A 24,651-nucleotide genomic window follows, 5' to 3' on the forward strand; every position below is an offset into this window, starting at 1 on the left:
CTCATCGGGATTCCTTCTCTTGCCGCGTTACAAGGCTTATAAATAAGCCTCGCCCTGACGGGCCAACGCTCTGCGTTGTTCAAACGTTAACGTTTGTCCTGAAACTCGAATTATTTAGGGTATGCGCATGAATCCTCGTTAGGCACGGAACGGCAGGGTCATGGTGAAAAACAGAGGCCTTCTGCCCACAACTCGAACCATTTCGGGCAAAAATGGGGGAATTTGCATGGGATATTGCATCTGATAGCGCGTCTTTATTGCAATTAACCTAATGTTATAAAAGAAATTTTTCACTGTGCTGATTTCAGTTTCCGCTTTACATCATACCTTGCGCTAAATATAGTCGAAAATCGCTGATAATTTGTCCCTGATCGCGTTGCGCTGATTCCAGCCGCATTTATATGGAGATTCGCCGTTCATGTCGCCCACACAGGATCATTATGCCTCGCTGTCTTCCCCCGTCCCGGGGCTTGTTTTGCCTGAAAAACGGGTGGTGGAAGTACGCAACCTGAGTGTGTATTTCGAGCAGCAGGAACAGCGGACGGACGCGGTGCGTAATTTGACGTTCTCTGTCGATCGGGGCGAAACGCTGGCCATCGTCGGAGAATCCGGATCGGGTAAGTCAGTGACGTCGTTGGCACTGATGCGACTGGTTGAACATGCGGGCGGCGTGATTCATCAGGGGGATATGCTGTTCCGCCGTCGCGATGGGCAAGTGCTGGATCTCCGTGGAGCCCGTCAGCGTGTGATGCGCACATTGCGTGGGGCAGATTTGGCGATGATTTTTCAGGAGCCGATGACGTCGCTGAATCCCGTTTTCCCCGTCGGTGAACAGATAGCCGAGTCGATTCGTTTGCATCAGGGGATGGACAGGCGCGCGGCGCGTGCAGAAACATTACGCATGCTGGATCTGGTCAGAATACCGGAAGCGCGCAACGTGCTGGATCGCTACCCGCATCAGCTGTCCGGCGGCATGCGCCAGCGGGTGATGATTGCGATGGCGCTCTCCTGTAAGCCGTCGCTGCTGATTGCCGATGAACCGACGACCGCACTGGATGTCACCATTCAGGCGCAAATTCTGCAACTGATCCGCGTGCTACAGCGTGAAATGGAAATGGCCGTGATTTTCATCACCCATGACATGGGCGTGGTGGCGGAAGTGGCTGAACGCGTATTGGTGATGCACCGTGGAGAAAGCGTCGAAGCGGGAAGCGTTGGACAGATCTTTACTGCACCACAGCACCCGTATACGCAGGGGCTGTTGGCAGCGGTACCGGCGTTAGGGTCAATGCGCGGTCAGCCGTTCCCGGAAAAATTTCCGCTGCTGGATCAAAACGCAGTCCGTATTGCGGACAGCGTACCGCAGGATACCGTTCCCGCGCAGGCGGAGCCGATCTTACAGGTTAGCCATCTGGTGACGCGTTTTCCGATTCGTAGCGGTTTATTGAATCGCGTAACCCGACAGGTACACGCGGTGGAAAACGTCAGTTTCGATCTCTGGCCGGGCGAAACGCTTTCGCTGGTTGGCGAATCAGGGTGTGGTAAGTCTACGACCGGTCGCGCGTTGCTCCAACTGGTTGAAAGCCAGAAGGGCGACATTACCTTTAACGGCCAGCGTATCCATCAGTTAAAAGGTGCTGCGTTACAGCGCCTACGGCGTGATATTCAGCTGATTTTTCAGGATCCGTATGCGTCACTGGATCCCCGCCTGACGGTCGGGTTCTCGATCATGGAACCGCTGCTGGTGCACAACATCTGCAATCGGCAGGAGGCGGAAAAACGCGTGGAATGGCTGTTATCACGCGTAGGGTTGGAGCCGGAACACGCCCGGCGCTATCCGCATGAGTTTTCCGGCGGCCAGCGCCAGCGCATTTGCATTGCCAGAGCGCTGGCGTTGAACCCTAAAGTAGTGATTGCGGATGAGGCGGTATCCGCGCTGGACGTGTCGATTCAGGCACAAATCATCAATCTGATGCTGGAACTACAACGTGAGTTCGGCATCGCGTTTTTGTTTATTTCACATGATATGGCGGTGGTCGAGCGTATCAGCCATCGCGTGGCGGTGATGTACATGGGGCAGATTGTTGAGATTGGCTCACGGCAAGACGTATTCGAGCGGCCTCGGCATCCTTATACCCGCAAGCTGATGTCGGCAGTCCCGATTGCCGATCCCTCATGCCGCCAGCGTGAGCAGGTGCTGCTGGTTGATGAAATACCCAGCCCGATTCGCGCGCTTGGCGACGAACCGATCACGGCGCCTCTGGTGCAGGTGGGGGAGCGACACTTTGTTGCGCACCATCCGATAGCTGGCGCTTACTGACAGGGATTCACAAGGAGAACGTAGCATGAGCGTAATGACGATAAAACGGCGCTGGTTAGTCGCCGCAGGGGTAACCGCTGTCATGGCGGCTTCGCCCGTCTGGGCAGCCAAAGATGCGGTTATCGCCGTGGGTTCCACTTTTACCAGCCTGGATCCGTACGATGCCAACGATTCGCTATCGCAGACGGTAGCTAAGTCCTTCTATCAGGGGCTATTTGGCTTCGATAAAGATATGAAGCTGGTGAACGTGCTGGCGGACAGTTATGACGTGAGTCCGGATGGCCTGACGTATACCGTTAAGCTGCATCCTGGCGTCAAATTTCACGATGGATCGGCGTTTAACGCCGCCGCGGTGAAAGTGAATCTGGATCGCGCCAGTAATCCAGATAACCGCCTGAAGCGATATAACCTGTTCAAGATGATCGAAAAAACCGACGTGGTTGACGATCTGACGGTAAAAATCACACTGAAGACGCCATTCTCGGCGTTCGTTAACAATCTGGCGCATCCAGCGGCAGTGATGATCTCTCCGGCGGCATTAAAGCAGTACGGCAAGGATATTGGCTTCCATCCGGTAGGCACCGGCCCATACCGCTTTGTGGCCTGGAATCAGACCGATTTTGTCAAAGTCGAGAAATTCAGCGGCTACTGGAAGGCGGGTTTGCCGAAACTGGACAGCATTACCTGGCGTCCGGTCGTGGATAACAACACGCGCGCGGCACTGCTGCAAACCGGCGAAGCTCAGTTTGCTTATCCCATACCGTTCGAGCAGGCCAAGGTGTTGGAGAAAAATGACAAGCTGGCTCTGGTGGCGTCGCCGTCGATTCTGCACCGTTACATCAGCATGAACGTGACGCAGAAACCGTTTGATAACCCGAAAGTTCGGCAGGCGCTGAACTACGCGATCAACAAAGAGGCGCTGATTAAAGTCGCGTTCTCCGGCTATGCGACGCCCGCCGAAGGGCCACTGCCGGGCAGCATTGATTATTCAGTAAAATATCAGCCGTGGCCTTACGATCCGGCGAAGGCGCGCGAGCTGCTGAAAGAAGCTGGCTACCCTGACGGCTTTACCACCACGCTCTGGTCGTCACATAACCACAGTACGGCGCAGAAAGTCTTGCAGTTCACACAGCAACAGCTGGCGCAGGTCGGCGTGAAAGTGCAGGTGACCGCTATGGATGCGGGGCAGCGCGCTGCGGAAGTGGAAGGTAAAGGCGTGAAAGAAACGGGCGTTCGCCTGTTCTACACCGGCTGGTCAGCTTCTACGGGTGAGGCGGATTGGGCGCTGTCGCCGCTGTTTGCGACGGCTTCCTGGCCACCTGCGCAGTTCAACACGGCGTTTTACAGCAACCCACAGGTTGATGCGGATCTGGCGAATGCCCTGAAAACCACGGATCGGACGGAAAAACAGAAACTGTATCAGGATGCACAGGACAAAATCTGGGCGGATGCGCCGTGGATTTTCCTGGCGACAGAGCGTTTAGTCTCGGCCAACAGCAAAAAACTGACCGGGTTTTACGTGATGCCGGATACCTTGTTCAGTTTTGAAGAAGCCGACCTGAAGGAATAATTCACCGCAAAAGAATGACCAGGGAGTCGGGTGGCCGTAAGGCTGCCCGCAGTGGTCAACACACGTCCACTTATAGGGAGTCTGACGCATGTCTGTGGAAAACCGTTCATGCTGAATTATTTTATTAAACGACTACTGGGACTGATTCCCACGCTCCTGATTGTGATGGTGCTGGTGTTCCTGTTCGTTCACCTGTTACCCGGCGATCCGGCGCGTTTAGCCGCCGGGCGGGAAGCGGATGCTGCCGTCATCGAGATGGTTCGGCAGGATCTGGGGCTGGATAAACCGCTGCCGCACCAGTTCTGGCACTTCCTTACCAATATCCTGCAAGGGGATTTGGGGACGTCGATGGTGTCGAAGCGTCCGGTCACGGAAGAGATCGCCATGCGTTTTATGCCGACCTTTTGGCTGACGGTGTGCAGCATGGTGTGGGCGGTGATTTTTGGTATGGCGATCGGCATCGTATCGGCCGTGTGGCGCAATGGCTGGCCGGACAGGATCGGAATGACGCTGGCGGTATCCGGCCTCTCTTTCCCTGCCTTTGCGCTCGGTATGCTGTTAATGCAGATTTTTTCTGTCGAACTGGGGTGGCTGCCGACGGTGGGGGCGGACACCTGGCTGCACTACATTTTGCCCTCGCTGACGCTGGGCGCGGCGGTGGCGGCGGTGATGGCGCGTTTTACCCGAGCGTCGTTTGTCGATGTGTTGCAGGAAGACTATATGCGCACGGCGCGGGCAAAAGGCGTGCGTGAATCGCTGGTTGTGGTGAAGCACGGACTGCGTAATGCGCTGATTCCCGTGGTGACGATGATGGGGCTGCAATTTGGTTTCTTGCTCGGCGGCTCAATCGTTGTGGAGAAGGTTTTCAACTGGCCGGGGCTGGGGCGGCTGCTGGTGGATGCGGTGGAGATGCGTGACTATCCGGTGATTCAGGCCGAGGTACTGCTGTTTTCGCTAGAGTTTATTCTGATCAATCTGCTGGTGGATATGCTGTATGCCGCGATTAATCCAGCCATTCGTTATAAATAAGGAAAGGGAATGAGACACTGGCGACGTAAAGCTATGCTGGCGACGCTCCCTGTCATTAGGGATAAGCCGGTTCGTACGCCGTGGCGTGAATTCTGGCGGCGGTTTCTTCGGCAGCACGTTGCGGTCACCGCTGGCGTGTTTGTGCTGCTGCTGGTTGCGATCGCGTTTCTGGCACCGTATCTGATGCCCTATGACGCCGAGAACTATTTCGATTATGAACGTCTGAATGAAGGTCCGTCTGCGGCACACTGGCTGGGGGTGGATTCATTAGGGCGAGATATTTTCAGCCGGATCCTGATGGGAACGCGTATTTCACTGGCGGCGGGCATTCTCTCGGTGCTGGTCGGGATGATTATCGGCACGACACTGGGTCTGCTGGCGGGTTACTACGAAGGATGGGCGGACAGAATCATCATGCGCATATGCGATGTGCTGTTTGCCTTTCCGGGGATATTGCTGGCGATTGCTGTTGTAGCGATTATGGGCAGTGGGATGGCGAATGTGGTTGTCGCAGTCGCGATTTTCAGCATTCCGGCGTTCGCCCGTCTGGTACGGGGCAACACGCTGGTGCTGAAACAGCTGACCTACATTGAATCTGCCCGCAGTATTGGCGCCAGTGATGCGACGATCCTCTTTCGGCATATTCTGCCCGGCTCGGTGTCTTCCATCGTGGTGTTCTTCTCGATGCGCATTGGGATGTCGATCATCACGGCAGCCAGCCTGTCATTTTTAGGGCTTGGCGCACAGCCGCCGATGCCGGAGTGGGGGGCGATGCTGAATGAAGCGCGATCGGACATGGTTATTGCACCGCATGTTGCAATTTTCCCCAGTCTGGCGATCTTTCTGACGGTACTGGCGTTTAATTTATTGGGTGACGGCCTGCGCGATGCGCTCGACCCGAAGCTGAAAAGCTGAATAAAAAAAGCGCGGCAAATGCCGCGCTTTTTAGCGGTAACACACCATTAGAATGAGGTGCGTTTGTAGCTACGGTACTGCGGCTGCCAGAAGTTGTGCTCAATCGCCTTTTGCAGCGCATCCGACGAGGTCACCACGGCGGCGCCCTGCAGCTGTGCGGCTTTACCCACTTCCAGTGCAATACGCTTAGACACCTGCTGGATATCGGCCAGATCCGGCAGCAGAGCGCCTTCACCGTTATTCGCCAGCGGCGAGCAGTCAGCCAGCGCGCGGCTGGCGGCCATCAGCATTCCGTCAGTGATACGCTTCGCACCCGACGCCAGTACCCCTAACCCGATACCTGGGAAAATGTAGGAGTTGTTGCACTGCGCGATAGGGAAGACCTTATCCTGATAGTTCACCGGGGAGAACGGGCTACCGGTCGCAACCAGCGCGGAGCCTTCCGTCCAGCGAATGATGTCTTCCGGACGAGCTTCCACGCGGGAGGTCGGGTTAGACAGCGGCATCACGATAGGACGAGCACAGTGTTTGTGCATTTCACGGATAATTTCTTCCGTGAACAGACCCGGTTGGCCGGATACGCCGATCAGGATGGTTGGTTTGGCATTGCGTACCACTTCCAGCAGGGAGATGGCATCGCTGTTGCAGTCCCAGCCAGCCAGCAGTTCGCTTTTCTGCACCAGTTTGCTCTGGAAATCGAGCAGGTTCGGCAGTTTGTCCGTCAGCAGACCGAAGCGGTCAACCATGAAGACGCGTGCGCGTGCTTCTTCTTCGCTCAGCCCTTCGGATTTCATCTGTGCGATGATTTGTTCAGCGATACCGCAGCCTGCGGAACCGGCGCCCAGGAAGGCTACGGTCTGGTCGCGTAACTGCGTGCCTGCTGCACGGCTGGCGGCAATCAGGCTGCCGATAGCGACGGCGGCAGTGCCCTGAATGTCATCGTTAAAGCTACAAATTTCGTCACGATAGCGGTTCAGCAGCGGTGTCGCATTTTTCTGTGCGAAGTCTTCAAACTGCAACAGCACGTTCGGCCAGCGGCGTTTCACAGCCTGAATGAATTCGTCAACAAATTCATAATATTCGTCATCCGTGATACGCGGATGGCGCCAGCCCATGTACAGCGGATCGTTCAGGCGCTGCGGGTTGTTGGTGCCGACATCCAGAACGACGGGCAGGGTGTAGGCTGGGCTGATACCGCCACACGCGGTGTACAGCGACAGCTTACCGATTGGAATCCCCATGCCGCCGATGCCCTGATCGCCCAGACCCAGAATACGCTCACCGTCGGTCACAACGATGACTTTCACGTTCTGTTTGGTGGCGTTTTGCAGCATATCATCGATATGTGCGCGGTTAGGGTAGGAGATAAACAGGCCACGGGCGCGGCGATAGATATCGGAGAAGTGCTCACAGGCTTCGCCAACGGTCGGGGTGTAGATGATAGGCATCATCTCACTGAGGTGACCGTCCAACAGGCGGTAGAACAGGGTTTCGTTGGTATCCTGAATATTGCGCAGGTAAACGTGTTTTTCAATATCGTGTTTGAATTCCTGATACTGACGCCAGGCGCGTTCTGCCTGTTCTTCGATGGTTTCGACGGCTTCAGGCAGCAGACCATGCAGGTTAAAGTTAGCGCGTTCTTCTTCGGTAAACGCGCTGCCTTTATTCAGCAGGGGAAATTCAAGCAAGATTGGGCCAGCGTAGGGAATATGGAGAGGACGTTTGCTTTCGTATTCTAATTCCATGACTTTTTACTCTTCGGATAACAGAAAAAAACTCAGGTGTTGTCGATAAAAACTGTTGCGGATCTTAAATTACCCAGAGAATATGTACAGAAATTGTTAATTAAAATAGTTACAGATGGCTTGCATCTTAGTCGAAATGCAGGCTTTATCGATTCACCTCTCGTTTTTCACACTTCCCTTTGCTGAAATCCTGCACATACCTCCGCTGTTATTCCTCAATAAAGTGGTGTTCAACGTCGGTGCAGCCCAACTCGGCCAGCATAATTTGCGAAATTGCCCAGTGGCTGACAACCGCATTGCGACGTTCAACGACAACGGCATGTTTCACCGTGCACAGATCTTCACCGGCAAGGTTCATCAGATTTAATGCGGCTTGCAAAGGTGGCAGGCTAGGGTTGAATGCCGCATTTTCTGCGTAGCGCCCGGTATAGGTATTGCCACTTGAGGTTTCCAACGCGATGCCGCTAATGGCGTTGCTATAGGGAGCATGACTACGGTTGGCGGCATCCAGCGCCTGACGTGCAAGTGCATTCACATTCTGCAAGGTTGCACCGTGGTTGACGTCATCCATCAGTAAGGTATCAATTTGCAGATCGACGGGGCCAAAGGAGTCCGGCAGATAGTGGCTGAGCACGGCAGGCTGGCGACCCGGTAGTTGAATACGCAGCGATGCCGCATTGCGCAATTCGTTCATAAACTGGCGGCAGTGGCCGCATGGCGTGTAGTTCACAGTGACGGCCTGCAATCCCCGCTCATTGCGCAGCCAGGCATGACTGACGGCGCTCTGCTCGGCGTGTACCGTTTGCTGAAGCTGAACGGCACTGAACTCCATGTTGGCACCAAAGTAGAAATTACCGCTAAGCCCTTGTGCAATCGCGCCAACCTGAAAATTCGAGATAGGTGCCTGTGCGCAGGCGGCGGCCAGCGGCAATAACGCAAAGGCCAATGCATCGGTGTCTAACTGGCTGGCTTCACAGACGGCATTCACTTCGTCCGCGGTTAGCATGGCGGCGAAATCCGGTTTATCGAGCAGTGGGCGGATCGCGGCTTGCAGACTGGCAGGTAATTGCTGGAAGGCGTTTTCAAATCGTAGATGCATAGTGGCTTACTCTTTTTACCCGTCAATGACGTCATGTTAGGTAGCAGAGTAGCAATAAATTGTGATCAAAATCTCTTTGTTGAATGAAATGACTGCAAATTAACTTCTAAATGCGAGATGTATCTCAATTTTATAGTGGACGATGCGAGATACACACCGTCCCTCTCTGGCCTCAACTAGCGATGTGCAGTAGTACGGGGAAGACAAACGGAGCAATCAGCGACGTGATGATCCCGCAGATGACCAGCGCCAGTGAGCTGAATGCGCCCTCCTGATAATCAACCTCCGCACAGCGCGCCGTACCGAGGGCGTGGGAGGCGGTGCCCATTGACAACCCGCGTGCGGCTTTGGTTTTTATACCCACGCGGTTGAACAGGCTGTGGCCTAATACGGCACCGAGAATACCGACAAAAATTACGCAGACGGCGCTGATAGCCGGAATACCGCCAATAGAACTGGCGACGGCCATCGCAATTGGTGTGGTGACGGATTTAGGCAGCACTGAGGCCGCAATTTCTGGCGAAGCGCCCATCCACAGCGCCACCAGCGTGCCGGAGATAATGGCTGTCAGGCTGCCGATGAAGCACACGCTGATGATCGACTTCCAGCGGGCGCGAATTTGGTGTAACTGCTCATAAAGCGGGAACGCCAGCGCGACCACCGCCGGTTGCAGCAGGTCGTTAAGGACCTTACTGCCTTGAAAATAGTGCTCGTAGGGAATCTTCAACACCAGCAGCAGCGGAATAATAATCGCCATCGACACCAGCAGCGGGTTCAACAGGGAGAGCCTGGTCAGCACGGCCAGTTTACGTGCGGCGAAAAAGACAATCAGGGTGAGGGGCAGAGACCACCACAAATAGCTGAACATTATTCGTTATCCTTCGGCGGCGTGCGATCGCCAGCCATGGCTCGTTCACGCTGCATTATCTGGGTACTGAAACCCACAACCAACATCACAATAAAGGTACTGATCAGGCAGGAAACCACGATGGGGCCAAACTGTTGGCTGACCAGATCGTAATAATTCATGACGCCGACGCCGATAGGGACGAACAGCAGCGCCATATGACGAATAAGAAGGTGGCAGCCCGGTTTCACCCACTGCGCGGGCAGAATTTGCGAGGCGAGAAGGGTGAACAAGACCAGCATGCCGATGATACTGCCGGGGATAGTGAACGGAAGTAACGCGGATACCGCATTGCCTGCCAGCAGGCAGAGATAAATCAATGCGAAAGCGCGTAAATACTGCCAGCAAACGATGAACGTATTACGCATGGGAAATTCCTGATTAGCTGAGGGGGTTATCATAACGCTAATGGAATTGACGTGCCACAGCTCACGAATCTTGTTGAGGAAGGGAAGGTACGCTTGCTTAAAGGGTGAACAAGACCGTCCAGACTGAAAATGAAAAAGCGTGCTGGGTGGGATAAATTCGGTTCAGCCCCCGGCGATCGCATGGGGACGGGGCTGAACCGAAAGGAATGAAGGCGATGACTTAATCGTTATTTGACGTCTACGCTCCACTTGGTGATGTCGATCTGTCCGTCACCGCCAAAGATCTCGGTGCCAAACTCAACGCTACTGATATATTTTGTGTTGCTCATCCAGTTCTTGGTTCCCACCAGATAGTTGGTGAAATGGCGAATATTGAGCGAGGCGTTATTGGTATTGGACGTACGAACAAAAGAAAAGACATTCCAGCCTTTACCATTACCCGCATTGATCCAACCTTTGAATACGTTCCAGCTGCTGCCGCCGAGGAAAACCGTTTCAATATAATCACCAGCAGGGCCAGCATTGGTATTATTTAGCCAGATCATCAATTCATCAGTAGGGGCCGTGTCCCAACTGGCTTTATCGGTAGTGTGGAACCAAATATCATAAGCCGCGTTGTACGTCCCCGTGGCTTTGATGGAATAGGTGACGTTGCTGGTGATGCTCTTATTGCTGGATAATCTTATCGGCAATCCGCTATTTGCCGTATAGCCCGCAGTCCAGTGCCAGCCGCTCACCAGTGACGGATAGGCTTTGACGCTGGAGCTGCTGCTTGGCCAGTGCCAGTTCCACCCCATGCTGGTTGGGCTATTATAGAAAACGGTTTGCTGCCATCCTTTTACTTCATCTTTTCCCCAGACGTTATTGAATACATAATATTTATTATTTTCAAAATAGAGTTTATCTGCGTCTTTTGAGGAACTGGCGGCAGAAACTGTTAATGGCGAGAGTAATAAAGCAGACAAGAGTACGGGGAGCAATGTGCGGAAAGTACGCGGCGGATGAGTATTCATAATAAGCATAATAAATCTCCTTTTAATATATGCTTGGGATGTTTCACTCTGAAATTTAGCACGTATTTAGTCAGTGTCTATGGCTGATTAAATATAAACTGTGGTGTGCTTAACAGTTTATTGTTATTTCATTCGATACCAGCATAATTCAACGCGTTACTCATGAATAAAATGAAAATCTTATTCATGAAATAATTATAAGAGCGGTAATGAATATACCCTAAATAATTCGAGTTGCGTGAAGGCGGCAATCGCACGAATCCCCAGGAGCTTACACAAGTAAGTGACTGGGGTGAGTAAGGGCAGCCAACGCACAAGCAGCTTGAAGTATGACGGGTATAGTGGTGATACGAAATAAAATAGGGAAGTGATGTTAAGGCGCATGGGAGTGTGCGCCTTGAGCTGGCGATTAGTTAAATAGCTGTTCGTCACGGATAGCGGCACAGACGGCGTCGGTCAGCTTACGCAGTTCATCAGGCTGAATGATAAACGGTGGCATCAGATAAATGAGCCGACCAAAGGGGCGAATCCAGACGCCGCGCTCGACGAAGAAACGCTGTAGTCGCGCCATATTAACCGGACGCTGTGTTTCCACTACGCCGATAGCGCCTAGCACGCGAACGTTCGCCACCAGCGGAGAATCTGCGCAGGGCTGTAGCGCTGCTCGCAACTGCCGCTCAATCTGCTGTACCTGTTGCTGCCAGCGGTTCTCCGCCAGCAGCGATAGGCTGGCGTTGGCCGCCGCGCACGCGAGCGGATTACCCATAAATGTGGGGCCGTGCATAAAACAGCCTGCTTCACCGTTGCTGATGGTTTCCGCTACCGTCCGGGTGGCCAGCGTGGCTGAGAGCGTCATATAACCGCCGGTAAGCGCTTTTCCCAGACACATAATGTCGGGTGAAATTCCCGCGTGTTCGCAGGCAAACAGTTTGCCGGTGCGGCCAAATCCGGTCGCGATCTCATCGGCAATCAGCAAGATCCCCCATTGGTCGCACAATTCCCGTACCCGACGCAGGTAGGTCGGATGGTAAAAGCGCATGCCGCCTGCGCCCTGCACGATGGGCTCCAGAATCACGGCAGCGACCTCATGGGCATGCGCCGACAGCATCGCCTGTAGCGGCATGATATCGGCTTCCTGCCACTCGTCGGCAAAAGCGCCTGCGTTGATAGCGCCACATGGCGGCACATCGACAAACAGGTGGGTGGGCAGATAGCCCTGATACAGACTGTGCATCGAATTTTGCGGATCGCACACAGACATCGCACCGAAGGTGTCGCCGTGATAGCCATGACGCAGGGTGAGAAAGCGCTGACGGGTTTCACCACGTGCCTGCCAATATTGCAGCGCCATTTTCATCGCGACTTCGACGGCCACTGAGCCGGAGTCCGCCAGAAACACGCATTCCAGCGCATCCGGCGTAATGTCCACCAACTGACGACACAGCGCGACTGCTGCCGGATGTGTGATGCCGCCGAACATCACGTGCGACATCTGGCTGAGCTGGGTCTGCACCGCCTGATTGATCGTCGGATGGTTGTAACCGTGAATCGCTGCCCACCACGATGACATACCGTCGATCAGGCGACGTCCGTCATCCAGATGGAGTTCGACGCCGCTGGCCGCGACCACCGGATAGCAGGGCAGCGGTTCGGTCATCGAGGTATAGGGATGCCAAATGTGGCGCTGGTCAAAAGCAATGTCTTCCGGGCTCATGATGATCTTTTGTAAACCAAAATGGATTCTATTTGGTTGACAGTATATCGGGTTAATTTACACTGGCGAAACGTTTTTAGTTTGGAGATGCCGAGATGGCTGACCGCATTTACTGGACGCTTGAGCAAGCGCAAGACTTATTTAATAAACCTTTTCTGGAACTGATGTTTGAAGCGCAGCAGGTCCACCGCCAGCATTTTGACCCCCGTCAGGTACAGGTAAGCACGCTACTGTCGATAAAAACCGGCGCCTGTCCCGAAGATTGCAAGTATTGCCCGCAAAGCTCCCGCTATCGTACCGGGATTGACACCGAGCGCCTGATGCAGGTTGAACAGGTGCTGGAGTCGGCCCGTCAGGCAAAAGCGGCAGGATCGACGCGTTTTTGTATGGGCGCGGCGTGGAAAAATCCGCACGAGCGCGACATGCCGTATCTGGAACAGATGGTAAAAGGCGTCAAAGAGATGGGGATGGAAACCTGCATGACGCTGGGAACGCTGCATAACGATCAGGCCGAGCGTCTGGCCTCCGCCGGACTGGATTTCTATAACCATAACCTCGATACCTCGCCGGAATTTTACGGCAGCATCATCACCACTCGTACCTATCAGGAACGCCTGGATACGCTGGATAAAGTGCGCGGGGCGGGCATTAAAGTCTGTTCCGGCGGCATCGTTGGGCTGGGGGAAACCGTGCGTGACCGCGCTGGGCTGTTGGTGCAACTGGCTAACTTGCCGACGCCGCCGGAAAGCGTGCCGATCAACATGCTGGTTAAGGTAAAAGGAACGCCGCTGGCGGAGAACGAGGACGTCGATCCATTTGATTTTATTCGTACTATAGCCGTGGCACGCATCATGATGCCAGCTTCCTATGTGCGTTTGTCCGCCGGACGCGAGCAGATGAGTGAACAAACGCAGGCGATGTGTTTTATGGCCGGGGCGAACTCTATTTTCTACGGCTGCAAGCTGTTAACGACGCCAAACCCGAAAGAAGACAAGGATCTGGCACTGTTCCTCAAATTAGGTTTGAACCCGCAGCAGACGGCGACCGAATACGGGGATAACCAACAGCAACAGCGGTTAGCAGAACAGCTGATTAATGCCGATAGCGAGCAGTTTTATAATGCTGCGGTATAACGCCCTGCGAGTGCGCCGTCTGGTAAGGCGTGTTGCATCATGAGCTGGCAGCAACGTATTGACGCCGCGCTGGCACAGCGCCAGCGTGATGATGCTTACCGTGTGAGGCTGGCTAATCAAGGCGGCAGCGGGCGCTGGCTGATGCAGGGCGATCGCTGCTACCTGAATTTTTCCAGCAACGACTATCTGGGGTTGAGCCACCACCCGGAAATTGTGCGTGCCTGGCAGCAGGGCGCTGAGCAATACGGGATTGGCAGCGGCGGTTCCGGACATGTGACCGGGTATACCGATGCCCATGCCACGCTGGAAAGTCAGCTTGCCGACTGGCTGGGCTATCCGCGTGCGCTGCTGTTTATTTCCGGCTATGCCGCGAATCAGGCCGTGGTGGCCGCGCTGGCACAGGCGGAAGACCGTATTTTGGCCGATAAGCTCAGCCATGCGTCGCTGCTGGAAGCGGCGGCACAGTCCCCCGCGACCCTGCGACGCTTTAAACACAATCAGGCCGATAGCCTGCAAGCGCTGCTGGAAAAGCCTACGGACGGCCAGACGCTGGTGGTGACCGAAGGCGTTTTCAGCATGGATGGTGATACCGCACCGTTATCAGCGCTACAGGCTCAGTGCCGGGCGCACGATGCCTGGCTGATGGTGGACGATGCTCACGGGATTGGCGTGCTGGGTGATGAAGGTCGTGGGAGCAGCTGGCAGCAAGGCATTAAACCTGAGCTGCTGATTGTCACGTTCGGCAAAGCGTTTGGTGTGAGCGGCGCGGCGGTGCTGTGCGCTGAACCGCTGGCCGAATACTTTCTGCAATTTGCCCGTCATTTGATTTACAGCACCTCGATGCCCGCGGCGCAGGCCTGTGCGCTGAGCGCGGCACTCAACTGTGTCCGTCAGGGCGATGCGCGGCGTGATGCGCTGCGGCGCAACGTTGAGCAGTTCCGCGCGGGCTTTTCCAACTCGTCCTATCAACTGATGGATTCACAGAGTGCGATTCAGCCGCTGATTGTCGGCGAGAACGTACGCGCGCTGGCGCTAACGAACCACCTGCGTGAACAGGGCGTGTGGGTCAGTGCCATGCGACCACCGACGGTGCCGCCCGGTAGCGCGCGCCTGCGGATTACGCTGACGGCGGAACATCAGCCGGAAGATATCAGACGCTTGCTTACGGTATTACACCATGCTGACAGAAAACTATAACAAGCAGGCGATAGCGCAGGCGTTTGGACGTGCTGCAGGAGGTTATGACCGCTTTGCCGAACTGCAGCGCACCAGCGGAGAACGCCTGCTGACGCTGATGCCGCCGCACGCTGGTTTACTGGTATTGGATGCGGGATGTGGAACCGGGCACTTTAGCCGCCGCTGGCGTCAACGGGGAAAAACGGTGATCGCGCTGGATTTATCGACGGCCATGCTCGCACAGGCGCGTGAGCAGCACGTTGCGGATCGTTATCAGGAAGGGGATATCGAAAACCTGCCGCTGGCGGATTGCAGTGTGGATATCAGCTATAGCAATCTGGCCGTGCAGTGGTGCGACTCGTTACCGCGCGCGTTGGCAGAGCTGTATCGGGTCACGCGGCCGGGAGGCGTGATTGCGTTTGCGACACTGGCAGACGGTTCCTTAAGCGAACTGTCGCAGGCGTGGCAGAGGCTGGATGGCACGCAGCGGACGAATCGCTTTCTGCCGCTCTCCGCCATCGACGCGGCCTGTCAGCCTTACCGGCATCATCTGGTGCAAGAACGTGAGGTCTGCCTTTTCCCTGATGTATTAGCGTTAATGAAATCGCTGAAAGGGATTGGGGCGACCTGGCTGCACGAAGGGCGCACGCCGGGGCTATTGAGCCGGGCACGTTTGGCGGCGCTGTCTGCCCACTATCCGCAAGAGCAGGGTGGCTACCCGCTCAGCTATCAACTGGTTTATGGAGTGATTTATCGTGATTGAGCGCTGGTTTGTGACGGGCACGGATACCGAAGTCGGGAAAACGGTCGCGAGTACGGCGCTGCTTCAGGCGGCGAGTCAGGCCGGATACCGTACCGCAGGCTATAAGCCCGTGGCATCCGGCTGTGAAATGACGGCCGATGGCATTCGCAACAGTGATGCGCTGGCGCTTCAGGCGAATAGCAGCGTCCGGCTGGATTATGAGGCCGTGAACCCGCTGGCATTTATGGAACCAACTTCACCGCATATTATCAGCGCGGTAGAGCAGCGGCCTATCCATCTTTCGGCGCTATCCGCAGGGCTGCGGGCATTAGAAACGCAGGCGGATTGGCTGCTGGTCGAAGGGGCGGGCGGGTGGTTTACGCCGCTGTCGGCGCAGGATACGTTTGCTGACTGGGTGGTACAGGAACAGCTTCCGGTGATTTTGGTCGTCGGCATTAAGCTAGGGTGCATTAATCACGCGATGCTCACTGCCCAAGCGATTCAACACGCTGGGTTGCGACTTGGCGGCTGGATTGCTAACGACATCACGCCACCCGGAAAATGGCATCAGCCGTATCTGCAAACGCTGCAACAGCGCCTGCCCGCGCCAATGCTGGGCGAAATTCCTTATGTATCGGATCTTCAGCAGCATAACCTAGGGGCATATTTGGATATTGAACCATTAGCCTATCCGTAGGCCTCTTAGTGAGAATATTGCCGCTAATATAGAATTTCTAATAAACTATTTTTTGCTCATTTCGCCACTATAGTGGCGAAATTGTGGTGATTAATGCCAATAGAATATAAGCATTAAAATTATTTCAAAAAAAACAATACAAATCTCTATTATTCTAATGATTATTTTTCATTTTAATATAAATTCAATGATTATTTAATTTAAATAAACCCCTCAAAATAATATCTTATTTAAGATGTATTTCCGATATTTTTATCTATTTTGGTTAATGGATTTGTTTTTAAATTTCGCTCTCTTTTGCTATATTTCATATATAACATGATGTTGCGGTTTTTTATTCTACTCATTTGACTTTTATTTTTATTAGAAAATGCAACTTTTTATGCTTTAATAAAAATATAGCGCTTTAGCTATTGGTAAACTCGTGCTTCATCGATTATTTTCTCTTAATTTATTTGCTTATAAGGAATGCTATGGCTTACGCTCAATGGGTGGAAATAAGAATATATTCTGAAAATATGACATTAACAGTAAAAAATGTAGTCCAGAGTTGGGGCAAGTTCTATAAAAAAGGAAATAAAGATGATGAAATATCAAAAGACAAGATTGAAGGGTTAAAAATAGATTATGACTCCAATGTGACCATTTGCTCATGCGGTCGTTCAAATTCCTGGTCTGGAACCGAAGGTAGCTTTGAGCTATACGATGGTAGTGTACTCGTCGGGAAGTATTATTGGGATTGTCCATGGGGTTCCAAAGATAATAAATCAGAATGGACTAAAGGAGATAGTAAAAATTATGAGACGTCGATAGAAGGGGGCAACCTAGATTCAGGTGCTATAGGAAATGTTTATCTTACCTGTATCAAGATAAATTAAATAAATCTATCTTATCGGTTACTGACCCTCTTTCTACTGAAATTATATTAATCTAAGGATTTGAAATGGAAAGTAATAAGTCTTTTAATAACCCACTGATTGGGGTTAGGATTGGTTCTACAATATCAGGTAATGAAGGGAAATTCAGTCCCTCTATTATTGTTGAAAATATAACCCGCATGATTCCAGAAAAAGAAGTTGTAAAATCTATGACGGGGAAAAGTTTATATGTTTATACGGATGAGCTTAATCAGGGGTCCTTGGGCGTCGCTGGAGGCTATGGTGTCTCTGGGGCATCGAAACTGACATCCTCTCTCTCCACCTATGTTGGGAATGCGACTGCATCAAGCAGTAAATCGATTAATGTTAATTATAACGTTACGATGCTCTCTGGCATGGAATATATTGATTTTGACGACCTCAAAGCCGAAGATATTATAAATTCATTAAAATCAGGACCAAAACATCTTGCTCTGGATGTATTGAATAAATTCAATGCGGTTAGAGGGCAGTCTGATAGCTCTGATACCCTGATGTTAGAGTGGGTTAATTCTTTACAAAAATTTGTGAAGCAATATGGTGATGGGGTTGTCGTGGGCGTCATCTGGGGAGGATTAGGTACAGTCTCAATGAGTATGTCCAGCTCAGAAGAAATGAGTGATTGGAAGTATGGTGGGAACGCCGACTTTTCTTATTCTAGCGTGGGCACGGCTGTATCCGTTAAGGCCACTTATGATGGCGGTAATTCAAAAAGTGAGTCAAAAGTTAATGTTGGCTGCACTTCCTGGTCTAGTGGGGGGTGTGTTGCAGAGCAGGTGGATGAGTGGTTTAGGGTTGTCGAAAATAAAGCTTTTACAGACATTGCAGAGATCAAGCTACTAGAAAAAGCGCCGACAATAAACACCGTTGCACCTCCGCCTACCATTCCAGATTTTCAAAAACCGGAAAGCGATCCTGAAGTTACCGATGAAGTAAAAAAAATAGAAAATCTGGACGATCTTGATACGTTTTCTGTCGCATCGGGCTATGAGAAAGCTAAAGAAATTGATAAGGATTTGACGCTAGAGGAGTTTATTAAAAAAGCAAATGAAAGCGCTGATACTAAGAATGTAGAAGAGTTAAATAAAGACGTTAAAAATAACGATGTAGATGTCTTACAGCCGGTTAACAAAAGTATTAAGGTTCTGGCTGAAATGGCAGTTATCCTGGATGAGCAGGTATCAGAGTTTAGCGATGATGACTTTTTCTTGAAAGATAAAGCTGATGCTTCACTCGAAGGGGATTATACCGTCCTTGGTGCTTGGATCGCTAATTGGTCAGATATTTTTCCCTGGATGTCGACGGGATATCTCAATGAAATATCGAATACCTTGATGGCACAAGAACTGTTGAAAAAACAGTGCATGATTCAGGATTTGTTAGCATTAAGTAATCTTTATTATGTCCTGGAGTCGTGCAAAGTCGATCTTTCATTCTGTAAAATAAAGTCCGCTTTACAAATTGCAGACTCATTTGGGCAAAGTTTGAGTTATCTTAAATCTGTATTAGATAAAGATGATGCAATAGAAAAAACGTTCAAAATGTTGAGTAATGAAGCGAAAATTATTTATAAAAAATGGAATGATATAAAATTTCTACGTAGCGCAGAGTTAGGGTTAGGGTTATTATCAAAAAATGAAAACTCCATTACCGATCACGTGTTGCGTGTAGAGTCTCATCCTTACAGACAGGTTGTTTATAAAGCTGAATACTGCTCATACGGCACGGGGAATTATAGTGCGTTTAGTGCCTTTCTGAAACTGTTTCCACTCATTGGTGTTGATGGGGAAATTTATGCATTCGGGCCATCATCCATGCTTTTAAGAAGTGTGAAAGAGGGTGAAATTACTTTCACTAAAGGTGGAGCTGCCGCAATGCGTTTTCAGATAAATGCAGATGAAAAAATATTGGAAAATAGTTATGGCAAACTCATACCTCTTCCTTTCACTGCTGCTGATAATGTCCGCTGGCGTGGACAGGGTTTTAGTACAAATCTGTCATCTATTAGCACGGTCAACGAACATTTAGATAAAATTCTCAAGGAGTTGGGAGAACTAAATGTTTGCACGTTTAGTAGCGAAGGATGGGATAAAGACTGGAATTATACGAAATCATATAATCTACGTGCATTGAAAACACAGTACGTTGGTTTAGTTGAAGAGGTTAAGAATGTATTTGGTCATTGATGTAATTTTATTTCGGCGTGGTTGAATTATTGTCACCTTAGAAATATTTGGTGATTTTACCTGCCATGATCTAATAATTTCTATATTATATTTTGAGGATAATACTATGACATACTATTGCTGGTTGGTTTATTATGATAAAAATCTATCAAAGCAAATAAAAAGTGATGAGGTGAAATATTACACTGGCCATCAACATGGCGTGCAACCAACGGATAAAGACTGGCGTGAGTGCAGAAAAACATTATTAATTAATGTGAATGCTGAAAGAAGAAAGAAAAAGTTACCTGAACTGCCCAGCATACCCGATTCAGAAACAGAGAAAAAAACGCGTTCTGAACATTAATATCTTAAGTAAAATCAATGGTTAATTTATTGTTTCTTGATGTAAACGCGTGATACATTGCATGCTATATACGTTGGCTTCCTCTGCTGCTCGCCCCATTATTGGGTTTGCCTTGGAAGGCCAACGTTTTTCGTTTCTAAAACGATAACGTTATATCACTGTTCCCACTCATGCTTATCAGGGGGATTGGATATCTTCCAAAGTTAGGATGAACCGTTCTTCACCTTTTCATCTCATTCTCTTTCGATTTTTACTCAATCGTACTGTAGTAGTACGACATGCTGTCATCAACAAACAGATGTCTGCGACAGCACATCATTTCTTGTAAAGGGGCTAATCGCATTTTTTCCTGAAAACAGGTATGGATTAATAGCTAAAACCTTCTTGAATTTTCCCCTAACTCCCCGCCATGCCTGAATTGTTGCGATTTAGCTCTCTGCTGTTTTTAGTCTTTTTCCGTCTAATACTTATGCGATAAATCACAGAAAGAGTGTGAAGAAAATCCATATCAGAGGGAATCACGAATGAAGCGGGTATTTCTCTAACTCAGTGCTGATGCGGGGTTGTGGGAGTTATCCACCATTTCTGTGGATAACTATGTGTATTATGGATAGACAACGCGTTCTAACCGAGAGCTGGCGCGGGTTGTCGCCAGGTTGGCGCTATTCTCCACGGTTTTGCTAATCTATTTATTATCATATGCTTAAGTAAAATCAAGCGTCTTAAGCAGCAATGGTGCGTAGTTGCATAAATTAACGTCACCACGTGTCCCTGCATGTTACATTTTTACCAAGTCTGGGGATAAATCATGATGATTTTATCTGGTAGATTGAAGATGGATGTGCTAGCAAATTCATTTGTTGATTAATCATCCAATCCAGCGATAATTCTCTTGATGCTGTTTTTATATCCAGTATCATTGCGGTGGCGGATTTCGCAATTGGCATTCAAAATAAAGCTCGTATGTCGCATGCGTCAGCGTGGTCGCTGTCAGTATGATAACGGTGCGACAAGGGATGCCGATGACGACCTACAGCCGTGCCTGAAATCGTCAGCTTGTGCCTTTTACCTGCCTCCGAGCATCCACCCACGAACATCGCATTGCGCGATGCGTAATAACGATAAGTAGCGTGCTTAACGATGAGTAAAGTATTTACACTGAATTCTGACTTTAAACCGGCAGGCGATCAGCCTGAGGCCATTCGTCGTTTAAAAGAGGGCCTGGAAGACGGGTTAGCGCACCAAACGCTGCTCGGAGTAACTGGTTCGGGTAAGACGTTCACGATCGCCAACGTGATTGCCGACCTCAATCGGCCGACGATGATGCTAGCGCCAAATAAAACGCTGGCGGCTCAGCTGTATGGCGAAATGAAAGAATTCTTTCCTGATAATGCCGTCGAATACTTCGTTTCGTACTACGACTATTATCAGCCGGAAGCCTACGTCCCGAGTTCGGACACCTTCATTGAAAAAGATGCATCGGTTAACGAACATATTGAGCAAATGCGTCTTTCCGCGACAAAAGCGTTGCTGGAGCGGCGTGATGTGATCGTCGTGGCTTCGGTGTCCGCTATCTATGGTCTGGGCGATCCCGATCTCTATCTGAAAATGATGCTGCACCTGACGCAGGGGATGCTGATTGACCAGCGTGCTATTTTGCGGCGTCTGGCTGAACTGCAATATTCCCGCAACGATCAGGCGTTCCAGCGCGGTACGTTCCGCGTGCGCGGTGAGGTGATCGATATCTTCCCAGCGGAATCTGACGAAATTGCGCTGCGTGTTGAACTATTCGATGAAGAAGTGGAGCGGCTATCGCTGTTTGACCCGCTGACAGGGCACGTCCTCCAGACGGTGCCGCGCTATACCATCTACCCCAAAACGCACTACGTGACGCCGCGTGAGCGTATTTTGCAGGCGATGGAAGACATCAAGGTGGAACTGGCCGATCGCAGAAAGGTGCTGCTGGCGAATGATAAGCTGGTGGAAGAGCAGCGGCTAAGCCAGCGCACGCAGTTTGATCTGGAGATGATGAACGAACTAGGCTATTGCTCTGGTATCGAAAACTACTCACGCTACCTTTCCGGGCGTGGTCCCGGCGAGCCGCCGCCGACGCTGTTTGACTATTTACCGGCGGATGGGCTGCTGGTCATTGATGAATCCCACGTTACCGTGCCGCAGATTGGCGGTATGTATCGCGGCGACCGCGCGCGTAAAGAGACGCTGGTCGAGTACGGTTTCCGGCTGCCTTCGGCGCTGGATAACCGTCCGATGAAATTTGAAGAGTTTGAAGCGCTGGCGCCGCAGACGATCTATGTGTCCGCGACGCCGGGTAACTATGAGCTGGAAAAATCGGGCGGTGAAGTGATCGATCAGGTGGTGCGTCCCACCGGGTTGCTCGACCCGATCATCGAAGTGCGGCCTGTGGCGACACAGGTGGACGACCTGCTTTCCGAGATTCGCCAGCGTGCGGCGGTTAACGAACGTGTGCTGGTCACTACGCTGACCAAGCGCATGGCGGAAGACCTTACGGAATATCTGGAAGAGCACGGCGAGCGGGTACGTTATCTGCACTCGGATATTGATACCGTCGAACGTGTGGAAATTATCCGTGATTTGCGCCTGGGTGAGTTTGACGTGCTGGTGGGTATCAACCTGTTGCGTGAAGGGTTGGATATGCCTGAAGTGTCGCTGGTGGCGATTCTGGATGCCGATAAAGAGGGCTTCCTGCGTTCCGAACGTTCCCTGATCCAGACGATTGGCCGTGCGGCGCGTAACCTGCGCGGGAAGGCGATTCTCTACGGCGACAAGATTACGCCATCCATGGCGAAGGCGATTGGCGAAACGGAACGCCGTCGTGAGAAGCAGGAGGCGTACAACACCGAGCACGGGATTGTGCCGCAGGGGCTCAACAAGAAAATATCCGATATTCTGCAACTGGGGCAGCCGACGAACAGAGGCAAAGGGCGAGGCAGCCGTAAAGCGGCAGAACCGGCCCCACGCTATGAGCTTATGACGCCGAAGGCCCTGGAGCTGAAAATCCGCGAGCTGGAAAGCAAGATGCTGACGCATGCGCAGAATCTTGAATTTGAAGAAGCTGCCGCCTTGCGCGATGAGCTACAGGCACTGCGCGCACAATTTATCGCTGCATCCTAACGATGCCAGCGCTCACTGAGGATCAATGATGGACCCTATTATACCGGGTGTTGAGGTGTTGTTTGTGGCGGGTTTCGGGCCGATCGTGAAATCGCTGTCTGCCAGCCATGCGCTCTATGTCGATACGCTGAAGTTACCGCTGAAGCCTGTTGCGGAAGGGAGCGACTATCTGGTGAGCGATGAAATGGATGGTGTGAAACATTTCGCCCTGTGGCCGCTGTCACAGGCCAGCGAATCCTGTTTCGGGCACGGGAACTGGCCTGCGGATCTTCCTGAACCGCAAAGCTGGCTGGAATTTGAAGTGGCAGACATGGCGGAAGCGACCGGTACGCTAAAAGCGCAAGGCTATGCGCTGCTGGTCGAGAACCGCCTTGAACCCTGGGGACAGCAGGTCACGCGTTTCCTGAGTCCCGAAGGGATTCTGATTGGCGTGACTTATACGCCGTGGCTGCGGGATTGAGAACCCAGCAGCTGTAGCGCACGATCGATAGCCTGGCGCAGTAGCTCACGGTCATGATGGTGAGGCACATCTGCTGCGGCCAGTTCTTGCTGCACGATCAGGCGGTCGCCCATCTGACTGACATCGACTTTCGGGCCGACTATCGCTACATCCACCACCGATTTACCCACTTTGTGTTCAATCCAGGACAGTTTCTCCGCCAGCGTCAGACGGGCGGCGGGGTTACTCTGCTCGCTGCCCAGATTGCCGATGTAGACCATGGGGGCGGGCGTGCGGCGGAGCGCCTGTGTCAGATCGTCCAGCAGCAGCAGCGGCATCAGGCTAGTCAGAAAACTGCCGGGGCCAATCAAAATCAGGTCGGCTTTGGCGATGGCATCAATCGCCTCGCGCGTGGCCTGCACCGTCGGGTACAACATCAAATCTTGCGGTAAAGCCGCCAGTTGATCGATCTCGACTTCGCCATAAACGGGGTTGCCCTGTTCATCAATCGCCATCAAATCGACCGGATGCTCGGACATCGGAATTAAAAAGGCATCCACCTTGAGCAGGTTGCGAATCAGATTGATGGCTTCCAGCGGGCGCACGCTCAGGTGATCGAGCGCTTTTAGCATCAGATTACCCAGATTGTGTCCGGCAAGTTCACCGTTACCGTTAAACCGGTACTCAAACATCGCAGACGCCACGCTGGGCGTAGTAATGAGTTGATTCAGGCAATTGCGGGTATCGCCCCAGGCAATGCCGCCTTCGGAGCGCCGGATGCGGCCAGTAGAGCCACCGTTATCCGTCGTCGTGACGATGCCGGTTAGCCGTGAACCCAGGGAAGAAAGTGAAGACATAACACGACCTAAGCCGTGTCCGCCTCCTAGTGCGACAACCCTGTCGAGGTCGGCCAACGTGCGATTGCGCATAGAAAACCTTATGAATAAGCCAGAGGAATATGAACGACATATGACGATCGTCGCTAAGGTAGCTGATTTCAGCTTAAAACGCGAAAAATCCTCACACGGGCATGACCTGAGACAATTTCTGCGGCGCATTTTCCCGTATGCTGTGCATCATAAGGTATTGAAAATTCGTTATATATTTATTTATATACCGGTTTTGAGAGTGGTTGACTGCGCTTTTTCGCAGTAGACTGTTCAATGAAATCACGATTCTTTA

Annotated in this window: 20 protein-coding genes; 13 read left to right on the forward strand and 7 right to left on the reverse strand. The window is 51.8% G+C overall.

Annotated features, from left to right (window positions below; genetic code table 11):
- The first annotated feature begins 418 nt into the window (after nt 1–418).
- From R9X49_RS04180 to gsiD, 4 genes are all read left to right on the forward strand, one after another.
- Entirely contained in the window at nt 419–2,320 is a 1,902-nt protein-coding gene (locus R9X49_RS04180; protein ID WP_319847309.1) for a dipeptide ABC transporter ATP-binding protein, read from the forward strand.
- Between the two features lie 25 nt (nt 2,321–2,345).
- Nucleotides 2,346–3,890, forward strand: a complete 1,545-nt coding sequence (gene gsiB / locus R9X49_RS04185) for a glutathione ABC transporter substrate-binding protein GsiB (protein WP_319847310.1) — start codon at nt 2,346–2,348, stop codon at nt 3,888–3,890.
- A gap of 108 nt (nt 3,891–3,998) precedes the next feature.
- Complete coding sequence (gene gsiC / locus R9X49_RS04190; RefSeq protein WP_319847311.1) at nt 3,999–4,919, forward strand: glutathione ABC transporter permease GsiC; 921 nt, start codon at nt 3,999–4,001, stop codon at nt 4,917–4,919.
- Between the two features lie 9 nt (nt 4,920–4,928).
- The gene (gene gsiD, locus R9X49_RS04195; RefSeq protein WP_319847312.1) at nt 4,929–5,834 is read left to right on the forward strand and encodes a glutathione ABC transporter permease GsiD; all 906 of its coding nucleotides are present in this window, start codon (nt 4,929–4,931) and stop codon (nt 5,832–5,834) included.
- Between the two features lie 47 nt (nt 5,835–5,881).
- Here the strand turns inward: gsiD and R9X49_RS04200 are convergent, their stop codons facing one another.
- The 6 genes from R9X49_RS04200 to bioA all read right to left on the reverse strand — a co-directional run bounded on the left by R9X49_RS04200 (nt 5,882) and on the right by bioA (nt 12,680).
- Nucleotides 5,882–7,579 carry an NAD-dependent malic enzyme gene (locus R9X49_RS04200; RefSeq protein WP_319847313.1) on the reverse strand — a complete coding sequence of 566 codons (1,698 nt, stop codon included), beginning with the start codon at nt 7,577–7,579 and terminating at the stop codon, nt 5,882–5,884.
- A 208-nt stretch (nt 7,580–7,787) separates the two neighbouring features.
- The gene (gene cdd / locus R9X49_RS04205) at nt 7,788–8,678 is read right to left on the reverse strand and encodes a cytidine deaminase (RefSeq protein ID WP_319847314.1); all 891 of its coding nucleotides are present in this window, start codon (nt 8,676–8,678) and stop codon (nt 7,788–7,790) included.
- 172 nt (nt 8,679–8,850) lie between these two features.
- Nucleotides 8,851–9,546: a CidB/LrgB family autolysis modulator gene (locus R9X49_RS04210; RefSeq protein WP_319847315.1), complete on the reverse strand. Its 696-nt coding sequence runs from the start codon at nt 9,544–9,546 to the stop codon at nt 8,851–8,853.
- A complete protein-coding gene (locus R9X49_RS04215; protein WP_015839768.1) occupies nt 9,546–9,953 on the reverse strand; it encodes a CidA/LrgA family protein in 408 nt (135 codons plus the stop codon). Before R9X49_RS04215 ends, R9X49_RS04210 begins: the two co-directional genes overlap by 1 nt.
- Nucleotides 9,954–10,180: 227 nt before the next feature.
- Nucleotides 10,181–10,975: a GH12 family glycosyl hydrolase domain-containing protein gene (locus R9X49_RS04220; RefSeq protein WP_319847316.1), complete on the reverse strand. Its 795-nt coding sequence runs from the start codon at nt 10,973–10,975 to the stop codon at nt 10,181–10,183.
- A gap of 400 nt (nt 10,976–11,375) precedes the next feature.
- Nucleotides 11,376–12,680, reverse strand: a complete 1,305-nt coding sequence (gene bioA / locus R9X49_RS04225; protein ID WP_319847317.1) for an adenosylmethionine--8-amino-7-oxononanoate transaminase — start codon at nt 12,678–12,680, stop codon at nt 11,376–11,378.
- Nucleotides 12,681–12,775: 95 nt separating this feature from the next.
- Between bioA and bioB the strand changes: the two genes are divergently transcribed.
- The 9 genes from bioB to R9X49_RS04270 all read left to right on the forward strand — a co-directional run bounded on the left by bioB (nt 12,776) and on the right by R9X49_RS04270 (nt 23,490).
- Nucleotides 12,776–13,813, forward strand: coding sequence for a biotin synthase BioB (gene bioB / locus R9X49_RS04230; RefSeq protein ID WP_263059316.1), 1,038 nt, complete (start codon nt 12,776–12,778; stop codon nt 13,811–13,813).
- A 39-nt stretch (nt 13,814–13,852) separates the two neighbouring features.
- Nucleotides 13,853–15,010, forward strand: a complete 1,158-nt coding sequence (gene bioF / locus R9X49_RS04235; RefSeq protein ID WP_319847318.1) for an 8-amino-7-oxononanoate synthase — start codon at nt 13,853–13,855, stop codon at nt 15,008–15,010.
- A complete protein-coding gene (gene bioC, locus R9X49_RS04240; RefSeq protein ID WP_319847319.1) occupies nt 14,991–15,752 on the forward strand; it encodes a malonyl-ACP O-methyltransferase BioC in 762 nt (253 codons plus the stop codon). The genes bioF and bioC overlap by 20 nt, the downstream gene beginning before the upstream one ends.
- On the forward strand, nt 15,745–16,428 hold the full coding sequence (gene bioD / locus R9X49_RS04245) for a dethiobiotin synthase (RefSeq protein ID WP_319847320.1): 684 nt from the start codon (nt 15,745–15,747) through the stop codon (nt 16,426–16,428). Before bioC ends, bioD begins: the two co-directional genes overlap by 8 nt.
- Before the next feature lie 473 nt (nt 16,429–16,901).
- Nucleotides 16,902–17,306: an aegerolysin family protein gene (locus R9X49_RS04250; protein WP_319847321.1), complete on the forward strand. Its 405-nt coding sequence runs from the start codon at nt 16,902–16,904 to the stop codon at nt 17,304–17,306.
- 65 nt (nt 17,307–17,371) lie between these two features.
- Nucleotides 17,372–19,531, forward strand: coding sequence for a hypothetical protein (locus R9X49_RS04255; protein WP_319847322.1), 2,160 nt, complete (start codon nt 17,372–17,374; stop codon nt 19,529–19,531).
- A 106-nt stretch (nt 19,532–19,637) separates the two neighbouring features.
- Complete coding sequence (locus R9X49_RS04260; protein ID WP_319847323.1) at nt 19,638–19,877, forward strand: hypothetical protein; 240 nt, start codon at nt 19,638–19,640, stop codon at nt 19,875–19,877.
- A gap of 1,140 nt (nt 19,878–21,017) precedes the next feature.
- Nucleotides 21,018–23,030, forward strand: coding sequence for an excinuclease ABC subunit UvrB (gene uvrB, locus R9X49_RS04265; protein WP_319847324.1), 2,013 nt, complete (start codon nt 21,018–21,020; stop codon nt 23,028–23,030).
- A gap of 28 nt (nt 23,031–23,058) precedes the next feature.
- Nucleotides 23,059–23,490, forward strand: coding sequence for a glyoxalase (locus R9X49_RS04270; protein ID WP_319848576.1), 432 nt, complete (start codon nt 23,059–23,061; stop codon nt 23,488–23,490).
- Here R9X49_RS04270 and yvcK read toward each other — a convergent pair.
- Complete coding sequence (gene yvcK / locus R9X49_RS04275) at nt 23,466–24,398, reverse strand: uridine diphosphate-N-acetylglucosamine-binding protein YvcK (protein WP_319847325.1); 933 nt, start codon at nt 24,396–24,398, stop codon at nt 23,466–23,468. The genes R9X49_RS04270 and yvcK overlap by 25 nt on opposite strands.
- Between the last annotated feature and the right edge of the window lie 253 nt (nt 24,399–24,651).

Origin of the sequence: Pectobacterium carotovorum (assembly GCF_033898505.1) — a bacterium.
Taxonomy (GTDB): domain Bacteria; phylum Pseudomonadota; class Gammaproteobacteria; order Enterobacterales; family Enterobacteriaceae; genus Pectobacterium; species Pectobacterium carotovorum_J.